This window comes from Pseudomonas sp. PAMC 25886 (genome assembly GCF_000242655.1).
Classification (GTDB): Bacteria; Pseudomonadota; Gammaproteobacteria; order Pseudomonadales; family Pseudomonadaceae; genus Aquipseudomonas.
In genome coordinates this window covers 20,279-39,720 of the sequence record NZ_AHHC01000012.1, presented here as the reverse complement: position 1 = coordinate 39,720, position 19,442 = coordinate 20,279, and the positions used below count along the sequence as shown (strand labels likewise).

Genomic DNA, 19,442 nt, shown 5'->3' with positions numbered 1-19,442 from the left:
AAGCCCTGCCTTTATGGATGAGCAGCCGAACAAGGAAGCCCTGGTGTGCAATGAGGGATGTTTTTATGCGCGAGAAGTCGTCAGTCGACAGCCTGTTTTTGACCCGGGCCGGTTTCATTGAGTTTTTTGTTGTTTTCGTAAAGTTGATGCACGGCCTCACCGCCGTTTTACCAGCACTGATCCTGCTGTTTTATCCAGACCCGATGGCCACCGAGCTGCGCGCCCACTTTCTAGGCTTGCTGCTGTTTTTCGCGATCCTGACGATTATTCTGTTCCAGGCCATGGGGGTGTACTCCGAGGAACTGTTCAGCAACCGCCTGCGGTTTCGCACCATGCTGGTGGCCTGGTCTTCCGCGTTTTGCATCCTGCTGTTCATGTACCAGATCCTGCAGATGTTCCCGCAGTTGAGCCCACGCAACCTGGCGTTCTGGTTTGTCACCAGCCTGGGGCTGTTCGGGCTGGAGCGGATGGTGATGCTGCGCCTGTTCCGCAACCTGATGATGAACGGCAAATACCTGCAACGTACGGTGATCCTCGGTTTCACCGACACCGCCGTGCACGTCGCCGACCACTTGCAGCGCAATGGCGATATCCGCTCCGGCCTGATCGGTTTTATCGACGACCGCACCGAACGCATTCCCAAGGAACTGAGCAACCTGCCGCTGCTGGGCAATACCCGCGACCTGGAAAAACTGATCCGCTCCGAGCAGGTCAACCAGGTGATGATCACCCTGCCCTGGGCCGCCGAACAGCGGATCAACGGGCTGGTGAAGCGCCTGCGCCAGATGTCGGTCAACGTGATGCTGGTGCCCGACATGGCAGCCCTGCGCTACGGCCATAGCCGCATCACCGATGTGGGCGGCATCCTGATGTTCAACACGTCCCATGTGCCGCTGCGGGGCTGGTCGCCGTTTATCAAGCGCTGCGAAGACCTGATCCTGGCGGCCCTCGGCCTGGTGGCGCTGTCGCCGATCATGCTGATCACCGCGATCGCCATCAAGCTCGATTCCAAGGGCCCGGTGCTGTTTCGCCAGAACCGGTTTGGCTACAACGACAACGTGATCCGGGTGTTCAAGTTCCGCTCTATGTACGCCGAGATGAGTGACTTCAACGCCGACCGCCAGACCACCCGTGGCGACCCGCGCATCACCCGCGTGGGCCGCTTTATTCGCAAGACCAGCATCGATGAGTTGCCGCAGCTGTTCAACGTGCTGCTGGGCAACATGTCGATGGTCGGCCCGCGCCCCCACGCCACCGCGACCAAGGCCGCCGGGGTTCCCTACGAAGTGGCCGTCAGCGAGTACAGCTCGCGGCACCGGGTAAAACCGGGCATCACTGGCTGGGCGCAAATCAACGGCTATCGTGGTGAGACCGACACCCTGTTCAAGATTCAGAAACGCGTTGAGTACGACTTGGAGTACATCTCGAAGTGGTCGGTGTGGTTCGACTTGTACATCGTTTTCATGACGGTTCCGGCCGTCCTTTCGACCAAGGAAGTCTATTGATGAATACCCTCAACGGATTAATTCCCTGCATCATTTCCGGTGGTTCGGGCACCCGCCTGTGGCCGGTGTCGCGGCAGAACATGCCCAAGCCCTTCATGCGCATGCGTGACGACCAGAGCCTGTTGCAGAAGACCTTCCTGCGGGCCAGTCACTTGCCGGGCGTGGAAAGCGTGCTGACGGTGACCAACCGCGACCTGCTGTTCCGCACCCTCGATGATTACCGCGTGGTCAACAAGACCCACCTGGCCCTTGACCTGCTGCTGGAGCCGTTCGGGCGCAACACCGCCGCCGCGATCGCCGTGGCCGCCCTGCATGTGCAGGAAAATTTTGGCGGCGAAGCGCAGTTGCTGGTGATGCCAGCCGACCATTTGATTCTGGATGAAAGCGCCTTCGCCGACGCCGTCACCCAAGCCCGCGAGCTGGCGGAAGCCGGCTATCTGGTGACCTTCGGCATCCAGCCCGACCACCCGGAAACCGGCTTCGGCTACATCGAGCAAGGCGACGCACTGGGCCAGGGATTCCGGGTCAAGCGCTTCGTCGAGAAGCCTGACCTCGCCACTGCCCAGGGTTATCTGGACGGCGGCAAACACCTGTGGAATGCCGGGATGTTCTGCTTCAAGGCAAACGTCCTGCTGGAGGAACTGGCACTGCACGCGCCTGCGGTACTGGACGCTGCAAAAGCCGCCCTCGACCACAGCCACAGCCTGAATAACAACAATTGCCGCCAGCGTGAATTGAACGCTGAAGGTTTCGGCACCGCGCCCGATATCTCGATCGACGTGGCGCTGATGGAAAAATCCGCACAAGTGGCCGTGGTGCCCTGCGACATCGGCTGGAGTGATATCGGTTCCTGGGAGGCCCTGCGCCAGCTCACGCCGAGCGACGCCAATGGCAACCAGGTCAATGGCGAAGCGATCCTGCATGACGTGCACAACTGCTACATCGACTCGCCCAAACGCGTATTGGGCGCGGTGGGCGTGAGCAACCTGATCGTCGTCGACACCCCGGACGCGATCCTGATTGCCGACGCCCGGCGCAGCCAGGACGTGCGCTACATCGTCGCCGAGCTCAAGCGCCAGGACCATCCGGCGTTCAGCCTGCACCGCACCGTCACCCGGCCGTGGGGCACCTATACCGTGCTGGAAGAAAGCAGCCGCTTCAAGATCAAGCGCATCGTGGTCAAGCCACGGGCCTCGCTGTCGTTGCAGATGCACCATCACCGCAGCGAGCACTGGGTAGTGGTCAGCGGCGCGGCAATGATTACCAACGGTGACCGCGAGTTCCTGATCAACGCCAACGAGTCCACCTACATTCCGGCCGGGCACAAACACCGCCTGACCAACCCCGGCATCATCGACCTGGTGATGATCGAAGTGCAGAGCGGCGAGTACCTGGGCGAAGACGACATCGTACGGTTTGACGACATCTACGGCCGGGCTCCGGCCGAAGTGAAGAAGTGATGCGTACCGCCCTGATCATCCCGACCCGCAACGCGTCCAGCCACCTCGACCGGCTGCTGCCGGCGCTGCGCATGCAAACCCTGCAACCGGACGAAACCCTGGTGGTCGACAGTGCCTCCAGCGATGACACCGTGGCGCGTTTTCGCGAGTTCGGCGTACGGGTCGAAGTGATCGACGCCAAGGATTTCAACCACGGCGGCACGCGCCGCTGGGCCAGCGAGCAAGTCGACGGCGACGCGCTGATCGTCATGACCCAGGACGCAATTCCCGCCGAACCCGAGACCTTCGCCAACCTGGTGGGCGAGCTGGAACTGGACCCGCTCAATGGCGTTGCGTATGGCCGCCAACTGCCGCACCCGGATGCCGGCGTGCTGGGCGCCCAGTCGCGCCACTTCAATTACCCGCCGCAAAGCCGAAGCAAAAGCCTGGCGGATGCGCCGGAGCTCGGGATCAAGACCTGCTTCAGCTCGGACTCTTTTTCGGTGTACCGGCGCAGCGCCCTGCAAGCCGTCGGTGGCTTTCCCGCGGACGTGATCGGCAGCGAGGACGCCTACGTCGCCGCCCGCATGCTGCTGGAAGGCTACAAGGTGCGCTATGCCGCCACCGCCCTGGTCTATCACTCCCACGATTACCGTCTCATGGATGAGTTTCACCGCTACTTCGACATTGGCGTGTTCTACGGCCGCGAGCCGTGGATTCGCCAGGCTTTTGGCGATGCCGGCGGTGAAGGTAAACGCTATGTACTGGCCGAGCTTCGAGCATTACGCGAAGCCGGTGCATTGCACCGCGTACCCGAAGTACTGGTGCGCAGCGCGTTCAAATTGCTCGGCTACCGGCTGGGCCATCTGGAGCGCCAGCTCCCCCTCGCCCTTAAGCGGCGCATCAGCATGTTCCCCGGTTATTGGAGGTGAGCATCATGACCTACAGGAAGACCCCTTTGATGAAACGAACCTTGCTCGTCCTGGCCATGATGGCATTGGCCGCCTGCAATACCCCGGCGCGGATCGTCGCGCCCGACGGGAAAACCGTGGATGAGGGCAAGCAAGCCCTCGACCGCATGGCGCAGTTGCCACCCGCCGTGGAGCGGATCCGCATCGGCGACCAGCTGCGGATTGTGCGCGATGCCGGGGAAATGCCGACCCTGTCGGCGTTCAACGTCAGCACGATTTATGAGCTGACGCTGTACACCGTGCAGAACGACGGCAAGATCAACTACCCCTTCCTGGGGCCGATCCAGGTGGCGCGACGCACGCCGGCGGAAGTCGCCGCCGAGCTGAGCCAGAAGCTCGCACCGGTGTATCGCGAACCCCGGGTGACGGTGAACATCAACCAGGCACCGGGTAACACGGTGATCGTCGGTGGCGCGGTGTTCAACCCGTCGGCAATCTCCATCGCCACGGCGCCGACCATGGAACAGGCCATTCTCGGTGCCGGCGGCGTGAGCCCGGTGGGCAACGCGAGCATGGTGGCCCTGTTGCGTGAGGACGGCCAAGGCGTCTACCACGCCTACTTCCTCGATTTCAGCCAGTACCTGAAGAACGGCGCACTGGGCCGCAAGCCCGTGGCGCTGCAACGCGGTGACGTGGTGTTTGTACCCAAGTCCAACGTCGGCGAACGGATCCAGGGCGTGGACACTTACCTGAACCAGCTGATTCCCTTCACCAAATCCATTGGTGTGGGCTACAGCTACACCACGAACCACTAAAGGAGCGACATCCCATGATCGAGATCCGTTCTTTTCGTGATCTTCTGCGTCTGTTCTTCATCTTCAAGCACGAGTTCAAACTGGCGGCGATTGCCGCGCTGGTGATCATTTTGCTGGGGGCGTTTTTGCTGCCGGCCAAGTATGAATCCACCGCGCGACTGCTGGTCAAACCGGGCCGTGACTCGACGATGCCGATCGAGGTCGACAACCGTCAGCCAATCGTCATGCCGAGCACCCAGCGCGACCCGATTGTCGACGAAGAACGCCTGCTGACCGGGCGTCCTATCGTGCGGGCAGTGGCCGAGCATTACCTGGACGTGATGGACAAGATGCAGCCGCCGGAAGGCGTGTGGAAGCGCACCAAGTGGTACGTCAAAAAAGGCATCAGTGCCGTGTTTGACGGTGTGCGAGTGGTGCTGGAAACCGTCGGTATCGTCGAAGAAACCACCCCGGTGGAACGCCTGGCGAAAAGCCTGGAGAAAAACTTCGAAGTGACCCACGCCGTCGGCTCTACGGTGATGGACATCAGCTTCCGCTGGGATGACCCGCAAATCGCCCAGGCGGTGGTCAAGGATTGGGTCGAAACCTACATCGACGAACGCACCCAGGCGTTGGGCCGCAAGAGCCTGTACGCGTTCTATGAAGGCCAGGTGTCTTCCAGCGCTGCCCAGATCAAGAGCTACAAGGACCAGATCCTTACGCACTTGAACGAGATCGGCGCGTCGAGCATCACTGATCGCCTGGAAGACTTGTCCGAGCGGATCAACGTGCTGCGTGGCGAAGTGTTCAACTCCACTCGCCTGATCGCCTCCTCCGACGTGGCGTTGCAGAGCACCCGTGACCAACTCAAGGGCCAGCCCAAAGAGGTGACCACGGTTCGCCAGATCGCGTTGAACCCGCAGCAACAAGACTTGCGTCGCCTGCTGAACCAGAAGCTTCTGGAAAAAGCCGACATGATGCGTACCTACACGGATAACGCGCCGCCGGTCAAAGCCCTGGACGCCTCGATCCGTGCCATGCAGGCCCAGGTGGCCGGTGAAAGCGACACGGTGCAAAGCTCCGAGAACCGCGCGCCGAACACCCTGGAAATCCACCTGCAACGGGTACTGCTGGATGAGACCAGCCGCAACCAGTCCCTGCGTACACAGTTGGTGCAACAGCAAAAACAACTGACGGAACTGGAAGCCCAACGCAAGGAGGCCCTGGCCATTGAGCCGGAACTGGCGCGCCTGGCCCGTGAGCTGAACGGCACCGAGAAAAACTACGCGCTGTATGTGGACAGCCTGGAAAAATCGCGGATCGACCGTGAACTGGACAAGAGCCAAATCAGTAACATCGCGGTGATCGAAGAAGCCACCCTGAACCCTGGGCGCGTCTTCCCGAAAACCCTGCTGATGCTGTTGCTGGCGATCCCGTTCTCGATCGTGGTGGGGCTGCTGGTGATCTACCTGTGCTACCTGCTGGATCAACGGATCCACGACGGCGGCCTGGTGGAAGGCAAGTTCGGCCTGCCGCTGTGGACCACGCTGCCGGAGCTGGACACCAGCACCGCGCAAAGCACCAACGCCTTCAACGCGAGCATCTATCGCCTGTACGGCTTGCTGCCGCTGGAGCGTATTGCCGAACAGGGCCTGACCCTGGGGCTGACGTCCGCGCGACACGGTGAAGGCGTGAGCTTTATCGTCGAGCAGTTGCGCCAGTTGCTGGAAGAGAACGGCGTGCGGGTGCGGGTCGGTGGGATTGAGCCGGCGATTCCGGGCCAGGTGGTGTTGCTGGATGCCTCGGCGTTGCTGGACAACCGCGATGCGTTCATCAACCTGCGCCGTGCCGACCTGATTGCACTGGTGGTGGAAGCGCAAAAAAGCACGGTGCCGGTGGTGGAACACGCCCTGTCGATCCTCACCACGGCGTTCGGCAAGGTCGATGGCATCATCATCAACCGCCGCAAGTTCGAGGTGCCGGTCAAGGTGCTGAAAACCATCGCCAAGTACCGGGGTTCGTTCTGATGCGCATTGCCCTGCTCGCTCCCCTGCCGCCGGAAAAGAACGGGATCGCCGACTACGCGAACCACTTCAAGACGGCACTGGAGCAACTGGGCGTCGAGGTGGCTACACCCTTGACGGGTGTGGTCGGCAGCACGGCGTCGATCAAGCAAGCCCTTGCCGGTTTCGACTGGCAGGGTGTTGACCTGGTCCACGCCGAGCTGGGCGGTGGGCGGCTGGGGGAGTTTCTGGCCCTGCGCGAGTTGCGCAAGGCCTTCCCTGCCCTGCCGTTGACGGCCACGGTGCATGACCCGGAACGCATGGTCTGGCGGCGCGAGCAATTGCCCTTTCCGCTGAACCTGCTGGAATCCTTGCCCAGCCCATTGCCCCAGGCGGCAGTGGTGCTGGCCGATCCCTTGACCCTGCGCGAAGAACGTCACGTCGCCCAGGGCCTGACCCGGCTGGTGACCCTCACCCGCCTGGGCGCCGACTGCCTGACGGCGCGCATGCAATTGCCCGCCGGCAAGGTGGCGGTGATCAACCACGCCAACCTGGATATTGCGCCCGTGGCGTTGCCGCCACTGGACACGCTGCACCTGCTGTATTTCGGTTTTATCTACCGTGGCAAAGGCATCGAAGACCTGTTGCAGGCACTGGCCGCCGTCTTCGAAAAAGCCCCCGAATTGCGTGACCGTGTGCGCCTGACCCTGGCCGGTGGCACTGCCGCCGAAATGGCGTTTGGCGCGGGCGGCAATTACCTGGAGCAGTTGAAAAGCCAGATCGCCGAACTCGGCCTGGCAAGCTCCATCGACTGGCGGCTGAATTTACCGGCCAGCGACATTGCGCAGACGATCCAGGCGCACCATGTAATGGTGCTGCCGTATCGCGAATCGAAAAAACTCGGCCTGCTGGGCCGCCAGCGCGGCACCAGCGGCGCGCTGTCGTGGGCAGCGGCTTGCGGGCGCGGTGCGATTACGTCCGATGCCCGGGCGTTTGCCGAGGAAGTAGCCACCGGCAACGGCGCCATCTATGCACAAGGCGACGTGGCTGCGCTGAGCGAACAACTGCTGTTGCTCGCGCGCAACCCGCAACGGGCCAGGGACTGGGCCGAACGTGCCGCCGCGATTGGCCGTGAACGGCTGTGGCCGTTGACCGCACAGAAGTTCGCAAGCCTGTTTGAACACGCCATTGCAGGAGGCAACCATGGCACGTAAACGGACTTACCTGGCCACCCTGGCGGTCGTCGCCGCACTGGGTTTGACCGCCTTTCTCTGGGGCCGCCCGGCCGACGCCGAGAGCCATGTGCTCAAGAGCAACAAAGAGATCGTGTGGAAGGATTTCCTGGGGGTGAACGCGCAGTTCCTGTGGTTCAGCCCCGAGCGTTATCAGAAGCAGATCGACCGCCTCAAGGCCCTGGGCCTGGAATGGGTGCGCCTGGACCTGCACTGGGACCAGCTGGAAACCGCCGAGAACCAGTACAACGTCGCGACCCTCGACGAACTGGTGAACAAGCTGCAGCAGAACCAGATCAAGTCGGTGTTCTACTTGGTGGGCTCGGCGAAGTTCGCCACCACTGCGCCGGCCTCCTCGCCGTATCAGGACCAGTTCCCGCCCAAAGACCCGAACATCTTCGCCAACCGCATGGCGTTGCTGGCCCAGCGTTACCCCAGCGTGGAAGCCTGGCAGGTGTGGAACGAGCCGAACCTGCTGGGGTTCTGGCGCCCCGTCGCCGACCCGGCCGGCTACGCCAACCTGTTGCAAGTCACCGCTGCCGCGCTGCGGTTGGTGAACCCGAGCAAACCGGTGGTGGCCGCCGGCATGGCGTTCTTCAGCGAAATGCCCAATGGGCAGAACATGCTCGACGGGCTGCTGCAACTGGGCGTGCCGAGCCTGAATACGGTCATGTCGTATCACCCCTACACCCAATTGCCCGAGGGCAACACCCCGTCGACCCTGGACTTTGTCGCCAAGACCAGCGCACTCAACCAGAAACTGCGGGCTGCCGGGGTGACTACCCTGTGGAGCACCGAGTGGGGCTGGTCGACCTATAAAGGCCCGAAAGAGGTCCAGGATTTCATCACCCCGCAAGGCCAGGCCGACTACATCGTGCGCCGCATCGCGCTGATGAGCGCGCTGGATTTCGACAAGATTTTCCTGTTCACCCTGAGCGACCTGGACCAGCGCGCCAGCGTGCGCGACCGGAGTTACGGCTTGCTGGATATCGACACCAACCCCAAGCCGTCCTATACCGCGTTGCAGAATTTCCTCCAGGTGAGCGGGCCAAAATTGACCCCCGGCGACCCACCCACCGCCGACCAGTTGCCCGACGGCCTGTTCAGCATCGGCTGGACCCGTACCGACGGGCGCAAGGTGTGGTTCTTCTGGTCGGCCCGTGGCGGCAACGCGCACTTGCCCGGCATGACCACTGCCACCTTGTATGACCCCTTGCGCGGCACCGAAACACCCTTGAGTGGCACCAATGGCCTGGACGTACCGGTCAAGCCGAACCTGCAAATTCTGTTATGGGATTGAAGCCACCCATGCGCATCCTCTGGATCCTGCCCTACTCGCCTTGGCCCGCTACCAGCGGCGGCAAGACGCGCCAGTTTCATTTGTTGCGCAGCCTGGCTGCGCGCGGGCACCGGATCACCTTGCTGTTGCATGACAAACACCCGGTGTCGCTGACGGATCGCCAGGTACTGGAAGCCTTCCTGGAGCACGTGATCATCCTGCCGCGCCGCCCGCTGCGCAGCCTGAAAACCCTGCTGGCCGGGCTGTTTGCGCCGTACCCGTTGCTGGCCAGTGTGAATGGCCTGTCGGGTGAGCTGCAGGACACCTTCGAGCGCTTGCTGGCCGAGCATTGGGACGTGGTGCAGATCGAACACACCTACACCTTCCAGCCTTACGAAGATGCATTGGCCCGTCGCTCCCAGCCGTTTGTGCTGACCGAACACAATGTCGAATCGTCCCTCGGGGCCGCTACTTACGACCGCCTGCCCGGCTGGGCACTGCCGTTCATTCGCTACGATCAATGGCGCTACGGCCGCTGGGAACACCGGGTCATGCGCCAGGCGGCGCAGGTGGTGGCCGTGACTGACGCTGACGCCCAGACCCTGGCGCAGATTGCCGGCAAGCCGGTACCGGTGGTGGTCAATGGCGTGGATTGCGCGCATTTTGCCGCCGCCCGCCCCGACCCGACGACCCGCCGTGTGCTGTTTCTGGGCAACTACGAATACGCGCCCAACGTCGATGCTATCGAGTGGGCCCTGGATGAAATCCTGCCGAAGGTCTGGGCACGCTGCCCCGATGCACGCATGAGCGTGTGCGGCTTCGGCATGCCGGAAAGCTGGCGCGAACGCTGGAAAGACGGGCGCATCGAGTGGCAAGGGTTTGTGCCCAACCTGCTGGCCCTGCAATCGAGCTGCTCGGTGTTTTTGGCGCCGTTGCGCCATGGCGGCGGCTCCAAGCTCAAGGTGCTGGAAGCCCTGGCCGCCGGCCTGCCGCTGGCAAGTACCGACCAGGGCGTGTCTGGCCTGGACCTGGTGGAAGGCCTGGACTACCTCGGCGGCCAGACCGCCGACAGCCTGGCCGACGCCGTGGTGCGCCTGCTGCAACAGCCTGAAGTGGCCGCCCCGATGGGCGAAGCCGGTCGCGCCTATGTGCGCCGCGCCCATGACTGGAGTGTCGCCGCCAGCCAGCTGGAGCAGGTGTACGCACAACTGTCGCCCCTGAGCCAAAAGGAGCCGGCATGCGCGTAGGCCTCGATTACCGCACCGTCGGCACCTCGCCGCAATCGGGCATCAGCCGCCAGGTGTACGCCCTGGAAGACGCCCTGCGCGCCATGCCGGGCATCGAGCTTGAGCGCTTCAGCGTCGCACCGCTCGGCGATGAGCTGCGCCTGCATGCCCATTGCCCGGACTGGGGTTGCGCCAAGACCGCCATGCACCAGCCCCATCAGCGCCTGCGTTTCGAGGCCGGATTCCTGCCCAAGGCCCTGCGCGATGAGCGTATTGATGTATACATCAGCACCTTCAATATGGGCCTGCCGCTGCCGCCCAAACCCAAAGGCCTGCGCACCGTGGTGCTGCTGCATGATCTGTTTCAGATCACCCTGGATAACTACCACGCCAATCGCCTGAAGGCGCTGATCTACAAGGCCAGCGATCGCGCGTCGATCACCTATGCGGTGCACACGGCAGACCGGGTGTGGACGCCTTCGCAGTACAGTGCCGATGAAACGGCGCGGCTGTTTCCCAAAGCGGCGGGCAAGATTCGCGTGTTGCCCAATCAGGTGGTCGGCTTTACCGGACTGCCGGCGGACCTCACGGCCCGGCAACTGCCCGAGCACTACTGGCTGTTGGTGGGCACCCGGGAATTGCGCAAGAACGTGCCGTTCCTGGTGGACGCCTGGCACCAGGCCCGCAGCCAATCGCCGAGCGTGCCTGAACTGGTGTTGGTGGGCAGCCTGGAGCATTTGCCCGAAGCGCAACGCAATTACCCCGGGATACGCGCGTTGAGCGGCGTATCCGACGCCGAGTTGCACGGCCTCTACCGCAAGGCCTCGCGCCTGTGGCAGCCTTCCTATGCGGAAGGGTTTGGCTTGCCGGTGATCGAAGCCCTGAGTGTCGGCACCCCGGTTGCGGTGGCCAGCGGTACCTCGCTGGACGAAATCACCCCGCCGTTGGCGCCACGTTTTTCACCCACCGACGGCGCAGCCCTGGTGCAATTGATGCTGCACCTGGCCGACCAACCCGTTGAACAGCCACCTGAACAGTTACGCAGCTGGGCCGAACGCTTCAACCACCAGGCCTATCGTCGGCGCCTGGCCGAACTGATCGAGGAATTGAATTGAGAATCTCACTGGGTAGCCTCGTCGCCATCGTCTTCGGCCTGCTGTTTGGTGGGTTGATCCTGTTCCTTTCCCCGGTCAAGGCCTTGCTGGCGGTGATCGGCCTGGCCGCTGCCGTGACGATTTTGCGGTTCCCGTTCTGGGGACTGCTGCTGTTCGCCCTGGTGGCAACGTTCATGCCCTACTCCACCCTCAACCTGGGGATTCGCAGTACGGTCAGCGAAGCGCTGATCGCCCTGACCTGGGCGGCGGTGATCTGGCACGGTTTCCTCTCGCGCCTGCCGGCCGCGCCTCCGCTGTCGCGGCGCCCTACCGACCGAATGCTGATGTGGCTGATGATCTTCACCGTGGTGCCGTTTATCGTCGGCCAGGTCAGCATCACCGCCGAGGCCAGCGGCCTGGCGAACTGGTTGCGCTGGTTGCTGAACCTGTCGGTGCTGTTCCTCGCCGCCAAGCTGCTGGTTGAACAGAAGAACCGCGAAGCCCTGGTGATCGCCTTGTTGCTGGGCACCCTGGCGATGCTGGTGATGTCCATCGGCGTATTTATCCGCTCGCGCTCCGCCTCGGGCATGTTGCCGATCCTGACCTTGATGAACTACGGCAGCCTCGACACCCTGTCCCTGGGCCTGGGTGCCATGGCGTCGCGGATGGGCTCGCCATGGATGCACCCGAATGCCACCGGCGGGATCATGGCGCTGCTGCTGCCGTTGGCGTTCTGCTACGGCATCACCAACACCGGCTGGAAACGCGGCCTCGGCCTGGGCGTTGCGTGCCTGGGTGCGGCAGCCCTGCTGTTGGCCAGTAGCCGGGGGGCGATGGTCAGCCTGGCGCTGGTACTGATCTGGATGGCGTCGCGGCGGGTGCCCTACACCGGGCGTTTGCTGATGATCGGCGTGGCGTTGGCCGTGGCGCTGGTGCTGTCGTACCCACCGCTGCAGGAACGTCTGGCGACGATCTTTTCGGCGCAGAACGCGAGTACCGAAGTGCGCTTCGACGAATACCGGATGTTCCCTCAGGCCGTGGCCAGCTACCCGCTGGGTATCGGCTTCAAGGTTGACCCTCCGGTACCCGGCACGCACTTGCTGGGGATCTCCAACCTGTGGCTGAACTTCGTCTACAAGACCGGCGTGATCAGCATGCTGCTGTTTATCGCCGTGACCTGGCGCTGGTGGCGCGAGTCTCGGCCGGAGATCGGCCCGATCCGCCTGACCAAGGACAACGCGATCTGGCTGGGCAGCACGGCGGGGATTCTGTCGGCACTGGTCAGCGGCTTTTTTGACCACTACTTCAGCTTCGCCCTGGTGATGATTGCGCTGTTCTGGCTGATGGTGGGGATCAACGTGCTGGAGGCGCGGCGGCTGTTTCCGGCGCGCCTGCCAAAGGTCAAGACCGTGTCCTACCGCAAGCCCGTGCTCGATAGCGTCGGGCCCTAGGCATGCTGGGATCGGCGTTCTGGTTGACCCTGGCGACCTTGCTGGGGCTATGCCTCGGGTTTGCCCGTGAGTGGTTGTTGGTGGCGGCCTGGGGTGCGGGCGAGCGCAGCGATGCGTTTCTGATCGCGCTGTTTTTGCCCGAAGCGTTGCGCATGTCGCTGGCCGGGGGCGTACTGAGTGCCGCCGCCCTGCCGCTGTACCTGCAACGCAAGGACGGCGAGCGCCTGGACTGGCTGGCGGTGTTGTTCCCGGCGCTGCTGCTGATCGCCCTGGTGACCAGCCTGCTGCTGACGTTGCTGGCGCCATGGCTGGTGCAACTGCTCGGCCCGGGGCTGGCGGCGACGGCCACCAGCCTCGCCAGCAGCAACTTGCAGATTCTCGCCTGGAGCGTGCCGGGGCTGATGCTGCATGCGCTGTTCAGTATCCCGCTACAGGCCAACGAGCGCTTTGTGGTCGCGGGGCTCGGCTCGTTGCTGTTCAACCTGCCGCCGGTGACCTACCTCGCCCTCGCCGGTACCGCCACGCAACCGCACTCGCTGGCACTGGCCTGCCTCACCGGCAGCCTGCTGATGCCGCTGGCGCTGGTGCCGTCGATGCTGCGCCTGGGCTGGCGGCCGTGGCGGCTGCGGGCTTCAACACTGGAATTACGCGAGCTGGGAGCACGCATAGGCCCGCTGCTTTTAAGCAACGGCGCCAGCCAGGGTTTGGCGTTGATTGAACGGCTGGTGGCGTCCTTGCTGGGTGAAGGCGCGGTGACCTGGGTCAACCTGGCCCGCAAGCTGATGAACTTGCCGTTGATTGCCCTGATGAGCCTTAACCAGGTGCTGCTGGGCATGATGAGCCGCCGCCAGGGCGATGCGCGCCTGGCCCTGCTCAAGCGCGGCGTGGAAACCGCCAGCCTGCTGACCCTGCCGGCCGGCGTCGGCCTGGTGGCGGCGGCGCCGAGTCTGGTGGCGTTGCTGCTGCCGGCGCAGTCGGCGGATTCGCCGTTGCCGCTGCTGTTGGCCTGGTTCGCCGTGCCGCTGGTGTTCGGCGCCTGGAATGCCCTGCTGGCGCGCTACGCCTATGCCGCCGGCGACACCCGCCAGCCGCTGCGTTGCGAGCTGTTGGGAAGCCTGGTGAACGTATTGCTGCTGGGTGTGCTGCCGTTTGTGTTTGGCCTGGCGGGCATCCCGCTCGCCGCCCTCGCCGGGGTGCTGTGCACCGCGTTGCTGTTGATGCAACGCCAAGGCTTGCTCGGCGCCCTGCCCTGGAAGTGGCACTGGGTGTTGAGCGGGCTGGTGATGGGTTTGGCCGCGCTGGTGTTGTTTCGGATTCAAGGTATTTGGCTGCAGTTGGGGTTGAGCACCCTGGCTGGGGCCGTGGTGTTGCTGGGCATGGGCCTGTGGCTCAAGCCGTGGCGCAAGGCAGATTTATAGAGTGGGAGCAGTCAGGTGAAAAAACGTTGGATTCAAATGGATATTGCCAAGGGCATTGGCATCCTGATCATCGTGTTCGGGCACGGCTGGTTCGTGGAGCACTCCCCGAACCTGCTGTACCCGATACTCGCGGTCTTCATCCTGCCGCTGTTCTTCTTCCTCTCCGGGGTGTTCTTCAAGCCCGAGCAGCCGTTTGTTGAAATGGCGGTGCGCAAGGCCGATGCCCTGCTCAAGCCGTTCTTCACCACGATGCTGGTGTACGTATTGGTGCGCGACATCCTGCGCGGCCAACCGCTGCTGCCCGACATTGGTGGTGTGCTCTACGCCTCGGTGGACACCCTGCCGTGGCAGGCCTTGTGGTTTTTGCCGCACTTCTGGGTAGCGATACTGTTTGGCTGGGTGATGCTGCGGCTGATGCAACGCCTGGGCCTGTCCCTGGTGTGGAGTTGCGTGGTGGTGGGCGTGCAGTTGCTGCTGGGGGTCTGGACCCTGGACTGGTTCTGGCAGGTACCGATCACCGTCGGCGGCCAGACCTGGACGATGCCGGGGCTGCCCTTCAGCCTGGATGTGACGCTGATCAGCAGCACCTATTTCATCCTCGGCTACCTGCTGCGGGACATTCTGCGCAAACACCAGAGTTCGCTGCTGAGCATGGTGGTGGCGCTGGTGGTGTACTTCGCGATTTTCATCCCGACCTGGGACACCATGGACCTGGCCCAACGGCGCTATGACCATTGGCTGTGGACCAGTGCCCTGGCGGTGATCGGTGTGTACATCTGCTGGGCGCTGGCCGGGTTGATGATGACGTCTGCGGTGTTGACCCGCGCCATGACCTACATCGGACAGTCGACACTGATCCTGTTGATTTTCCACGGCGAGATCCAGCACAAGACCATTGCCCTGCTGCAGCACCTGGGGTTGCCGGATGTGGCGGCGGCGTTTATCGGGCTGGTGGTGGCGGTGGTGGTGCCGCTGATGATCGGCGAAGTGATCAAGCGGGTAGCGTTCCTGCGGTTTTTCTACTTCCCGTTCCCGGTGCGCAAAGCGCCGGCGGTGGCCGGGGAAAAGCCTGGGGCATAAACCCCAGGCCTGCGGCCCCTAGAAGTCGTACTTGAGGCTGGTCATCAGGTTACGCGGCGCACCATACATCCCGTGGTTGCCCGCGTAGCTGAGGTACTCCCGGTCAAACAGGTTGTTGAGGTTGACCGACGTGCTCAGCTTGGGCGTTATGTCGTAGCGCACCAGCAGGTTGGCGATCGCATAGCTGCCTTGGCTGAAGGTGTGCAGGTCCTCCCCCACCTTGCTCTGCCAGTTCACCCCACCGCCCACGGTGAGCCTGTTCAAATCACCCGGCAGGCGGTACGTGGTGAAGGTCTTCAAACTCTGGCGCGGCAAGGTGGTGACGATGCGCTTGTCGTCGGCATCGGTGCTCACCGCGTATGCGTAGCCGGCGGAGGCTTGCCAGCCTTCGGCGAGTTCACCGCTGAGTTCCAGCTCCACGCCTTCGGTGGTGGTGCCTTTCTCGTTGCGATAGGTATTGCCGCCCGGGGTATCGATCCAGATCGCCAGGTTGTCCTGTTCCAGCTTGAACAAGGCCAGGCTGGTGTTGAGCTGCTCATCGAAGAAGCTGCCCTTGAGCCCCACCTCGTAACCTTTGCCCTCCATCGGTTCCAGGGGCTTGTTGTTGATGTCCCGCACCCACGTCGCCTGGGGGTTGAAAATCTTGGTGTAGCTGGCGTACGCCGACCAGTGCTCGGTGAGGTCATACACCACCCCGGCGTAAGGAATGTAGACCCCGGTTTGCGATTCATCGGTACGGGTCGCATCGCCCACATACGGCCGGTCCCGGGTTTCACGCTTCCAGTCGATCACCCGGCTGCCGAGGATCACGCTGAGGTCATCGGTGACCCGCAGCCGCGTGCTCAGGTACGCCGCGTACTGGCTCTCGTCTGCCGAGGATTTGCCGGTGACGTTGAAGTCAGGCTTGGCCGAATGCCCATCCCAGGTGAACAGATTGTCGATCGCGCCCGCCGGCGAGCCGGAATAGTCGTAGTGCCAGCCACCATAGCTGGGCACGCTTTCGCGGTATTTGGACAGGGTGACACCGGCGATCAGCTCATGCTCGCGCCCCAGCAAGTCGAACGGCCCGGTGGCATAAAGGTCGAGGTTGTCCTGACGCGGGGTGCCCGAGAAACGCACCGGCAACTGGGTGGTGCCGCTGCCGTCACTGTTGAGGGAACCGTTGACGTAATTGAAGACCTCGTCGAACTGGTTTTCGCTGTGGGTGAATTCGGCTTTGGCACTCCAGCCGTTATCGAACTTCTGCTCGATGGAGGTGAAGAAACTGGTTTGTTCGTGATCATTGTAGGACCAGGCCGGCGCGGTGTTCAGCGAGCGGCCGAGGTTGGTTCGCGAGCCATCGGCAAAGCGTGTGGGCAAGCCGGAACGGGCCGGCGAGTCGACGTCGGTGCGCAGGTAACTGAAGCCCAGGGTCAGCAACGTGTCTTCGCTCAAGTCGAATTCGGTGATGCCATAGAGCAGTTGGGTTTCCTGTTTGTAGCGGTCGATCCAGGCGTGTTCGGTCTTGTAGTCCGCCACCAGCCGCCCGCGTACGTTGCCGGTCTCGGTCAGCGGGCCGGACACGTCGAAGCCGCTGCCATAACGGTCCCAGTTACCCGCCTCGGCCGTCACGCTGGCCCGGGCTTGCGCCGTCGGGCGTTTGCGAATCAGGTTGATGGTGGCCGAGGGGTTGCCCATGCCGCTGATCAGACCGGTGGCGCCGCGCACGATTTCCACCCGGTCGTACATGGCCATGCTTTGGGTGTAGTTGTCCATGCGGGTGACGGTGGGGACGCCGTCGATTTCGAAGTTCTGGATCTGAAACCCCCGGGAGAAATAGCCGTCGCTTTCCGAGCCCAGGCCGTCGCGCAATACGATGATGCCAGGAGTGGCGTCGAGGGTATCGCTGAGGGTGCTCAGGCGTTGATCGTCCAAGCGTTGGCGGGTCATCACCGTGAGCGATTGCGGGGTTTCCCTGGGAGTGAGGTTCAGGCGCGTCGAGCTGCTGGAGGACTGGGTGGTGTAGGAGCCGGTGCCCTCGGTGGTCGAGCCCGGGGCCTTGCCGGAGATTGACACGGTGCCCAGCTGCAAGGCCCCGCCGGTGGGGCGCGGCTCCAGGGAATAGCTTTCACCACTGCCGCGTACGGCTTGCAGGTCGGTGCTGCCGAGCAGGATCGCCAGGCCGCTGTCCAGGTCATGCAGCCCTTGCAGGCCGGCGCTGGTCTTACCCTCGGTGAGCGCCGCCGGGTACGACAGCAGGATATGCGTGACCTGGCCAAACTGGTTCAGCGCACCCGCCAGGGAACCCGGCTTGATATCGAACCTGTATTGCTCAGCCGCCTGTACCCACGCCGGCGCCAGCAGCACCGGTGCTGCCATGGTCAGGCCGGCAATGCCCCGAACCACTGCAACGGCCAATGTCTTCTTCAATGTTGTACGTATCGGTTGCCGCGCTTGCATACCTTGCTCCCCAGTAAAGTTGGCTTCTGGGGATACGAGTCTCGTGAGAAACGCAAACGGACCACCCTCGGGCAAAAAATAAATTCAGACCGCGTGACGGCGCGGCTTCAAGGTGACCCAGAAACGCGTGAAATGGGCCACGTCCAGCTTCAGGGTTTGCCCCAGTGTCGTGAGGATGCGGTCGGTGTCGCCCAACGGAAATGTGCCGGACACCCGCAGGTCACTCACGGCCGGATCACAGGCCAGGTGGCCACGCCGGTAGCGGCTCAGTTCATGGAGGAAGTCTTCCAGGCGCCGCCCCTGGGCGACCAGCATGCCGCGACTCCAAGCCAGTTCGCCGTCGCGCTGGGGCCTGCGAGCCAGCAGTGTGTTAGCGTCGAAACTGATGATTTCCCCGGGTTGCAGACTGATGGTGCCCATGGGGATTTGCGCCGAAAGCACACCCTGGTCGGCGCCCAGTTGGGTGAAGCCACCACGCTGGCGAATGCTGAAGCGACTGGCGGTGGCACGGGTCAGGCCTTCGGCGGTTTTTACCCACAGGGGGCGCGTATCCGCCGGGTTGGGCAGCACCAGGATTTCGCCACGCAACAGGCTGATCTGCCGAACGTCCTCGGTGTATTTCACGTCGATGGCCGTGTCGGTATTGAGCTGGACTTCGGTGTTGTCCGCCAGGTCGATACGCCATTGTTCGCCGACACCGGTGCTGTACTCGCTGGTCCAGTGCTGCACCAAGGGTGTATCCCGGGCCGCCCATGCCACGCTGCCGGCTGCCAGTAGCAGCGCAAGGTTCTTGATCACCCGGCGCCGCGACAAAGCCGGCAGCAGTGCCGCATTCACCAAGGCCTGGTGAGCCGGCGCACGCACGTCGTGCATGCGCTGAAAAAATCGTTGCGAATGCTGCCACGCCAGCTCATGGGCCGGGTCTTGCTGGCGCCAGGCAAGCCAGGCGGCACGGGTCTGTTCGCTGACATCCGGCGATTGCAATTCCAGTTGCCAATGCATGGCCTGCTCGGCCGCCTCCAGGGACAGTGGCGAAGGTTTCATCAGCGCTGGCTGTCCAGCAGGATGCACTGGGCGCCGGCCTTGACGATGTAGCGCTTGACCGTGGTGATGCTCGCGCCGAGGCGCTCGGCAATTTCGCCGTGGCTCAGGCCATCGAGTTGCGACCAGAGGAATGCCTGGCGCACCGGCAGCGCCAGGCGGCTGAGTACTTCGTCGAGGGCAGCCAGGGTTTCGAGGAGGATCCACTGGGTTTCGGCGCTGGGGGCCGACTCTTCCGGCAACAGGGCCAGGGCCTGCATATAGGCCTTTTCGAGTTTTTGCCGGCGAAAGTGATTGGACAGCACGCTCTGCGCGACCTTGGCCAGAAAGCTGCGGGGCGCCAGGACTTCAAGCGGCTGGTTCTTGGCGAGCAAGCGCAGGAAGGTGTCCTGGGCCAGGTCGGCGGCGCTCTGCGAGCAATTCAAGCGACGCCACAGCCACTGCTGCAACCAGCGGTGTTGCTGCTGGTAAAGCGTGGCCAGGTCAGTGGGAGTTGTCGCAGGAGTCGGGGACATGAAAGGCGCGCAGAG

15 protein-coding genes are annotated in these 19,442 nt (G+C 63.2%); 12 read left to right on the top strand and 3 right to left on the bottom strand.

Features of this window, described 5'->3' with window-relative positions; genetic code table 11:
• Nucleotides 1–65 precede the first annotated feature (65 nt).
• From MUM_RS0102640 to MUM_RS0102585, 12 genes are read left to right on the top strand one after another with little or no spacing between them, the layout of a single operon-like run.
• Entirely contained in the window at nt 66–1,505 is a 1,440-nt protein-coding gene (locus tag MUM_RS0102640) for an undecaprenyl-phosphate glucose phosphotransferase (protein WP_010166655.1), read from the top strand.
• Complete coding sequence (locus MUM_RS0102635; protein WP_010166653.1) at nt 1,505–2,965, top strand: mannose-1-phosphate guanylyltransferase/mannose-6-phosphate isomerase; 1,461 nt, start codon at nt 1,505–1,507, stop codon at nt 2,963–2,965. Before MUM_RS0102640 ends, MUM_RS0102635 begins: the two co-directional genes overlap by 1 nt.
• The gene (locus tag MUM_RS0102630) at nt 2,965–3,876 is read left to right on the top strand and encodes a glycosyltransferase family 2 protein (protein ID WP_003208209.1); all 912 of its coding nucleotides are present in this window, start codon (nt 2,965–2,967) and stop codon (nt 3,874–3,876) included. The genes MUM_RS0102635 and MUM_RS0102630 overlap by 1 nt, the downstream gene beginning before the upstream one ends.
• A gap of 29 nt (nt 3,877–3,905) precedes the next feature.
• Nucleotides 3,906–4,670, top strand: coding sequence for a polysaccharide biosynthesis/export family protein (locus MUM_RS0102625; protein ID WP_010166652.1), 765 nt, complete (start codon nt 3,906–3,908; stop codon nt 4,668–4,670).
• A gap of 14 nt (nt 4,671–4,684) precedes the next feature.
• Nucleotides 4,685–6,676: a GumC family protein gene (locus MUM_RS0102620; protein WP_010166651.1), complete on the top strand. Its 1,992-nt coding sequence runs from the start codon at nt 4,685–4,687 to the stop codon at nt 6,674–6,676.
• Nucleotides 6,676–7,866 (top strand): glycosyltransferase, encoded by a 1,191-nt coding sequence (locus MUM_RS0102615; protein WP_010166650.1) that lies wholly within the window; start codon nt 6,676–6,678, stop codon nt 7,864–7,866. The genes MUM_RS0102620 and MUM_RS0102615 overlap by 1 nt, the downstream gene beginning before the upstream one ends.
• Nucleotides 7,856–9,184 (top strand): GH39 family glycosyl hydrolase, encoded by a 1,329-nt coding sequence (locus MUM_RS0102610; RefSeq protein ID WP_010166649.1) that lies wholly within the window; start codon nt 7,856–7,858, stop codon nt 9,182–9,184. Before MUM_RS0102615 ends, MUM_RS0102610 begins: the two co-directional genes overlap by 11 nt.
• Nucleotides 9,185–9,192: 8 nt before the next feature.
• Entirely contained in the window at nt 9,193–10,410 is a 1,218-nt protein-coding gene (locus MUM_RS0102605; RefSeq protein ID WP_010166648.1) for a glycosyltransferase family 4 protein, read from the top strand.
• Nucleotides 10,401–11,504 carry a glycosyltransferase family 4 protein gene (locus MUM_RS0102600; RefSeq protein WP_010166647.1) on the top strand — a complete coding sequence of 368 codons (1,104 nt, stop codon included), beginning with the start codon at nt 10,401–10,403 and terminating at the stop codon, nt 11,502–11,504. Before MUM_RS0102605 ends, MUM_RS0102600 begins: the two co-directional genes overlap by 10 nt.
• A gap of 2 nt (nt 11,505–11,506) precedes the next feature.
• Nucleotides 11,507–12,934 carry an O-antigen ligase family protein gene (locus MUM_RS0102595; protein ID WP_029615747.1) on the top strand — a complete coding sequence of 476 codons (1,428 nt, stop codon included), beginning with the start codon at nt 11,507–11,509 and terminating at the stop codon, nt 12,932–12,934.
• 2 nt (nt 12,935–12,936) lie between these two features.
• Nucleotides 12,937–14,352, top strand: a complete 1,416-nt coding sequence (locus tag MUM_RS0102590; protein WP_010166643.1) for a lipid II flippase MurJ — start codon at nt 12,937–12,939, stop codon at nt 14,350–14,352.
• A 15-nt stretch (nt 14,353–14,367) separates the two neighbouring features.
• A complete protein-coding gene (locus MUM_RS0102585) occupies nt 14,368–15,432 on the top strand; it encodes an acyltransferase family protein (protein ID WP_010166641.1) in 1,065 nt (354 codons plus the stop codon).
• Nucleotides 15,433–15,450: 18 nt separating this feature from the next.
• Here MUM_RS0102585 and MUM_RS0102580 read toward each other — a convergent pair whose 3' ends face one another.
• The 3 genes from MUM_RS0102580 to MUM_RS0102570 all read right to left on the bottom strand — a co-directional run bounded on the left by MUM_RS0102580 (nt 15,451) and on the right by MUM_RS0102570 (nt 19,427).
• Complete coding sequence (locus tag MUM_RS0102580) at nt 15,451–17,871, bottom strand: TonB-dependent siderophore receptor (RefSeq protein WP_050543193.1); 2,421 nt, start codon at nt 17,869–17,871, stop codon at nt 15,451–15,453.
• 84 nt (nt 17,872–17,955) lie between these two features.
• Entirely contained in the window at nt 17,956–18,915 is a 960-nt protein-coding gene (locus tag MUM_RS0102575) for a FecR domain-containing protein (RefSeq protein WP_010166637.1), read from the bottom strand.
• Nucleotides 18,915–19,427 carry a sigma-70 family RNA polymerase sigma factor gene (locus MUM_RS0102570; RefSeq protein ID WP_029615745.1) on the bottom strand — a complete coding sequence of 171 codons (513 nt, stop codon included), beginning with the start codon at nt 19,425–19,427 and terminating at the stop codon, nt 18,915–18,917. The genes MUM_RS0102575 and MUM_RS0102570 overlap by 1 nt, the downstream gene beginning before the upstream one ends.
• Nucleotides 19,428–19,442 lie beyond the last annotated feature (15 nt).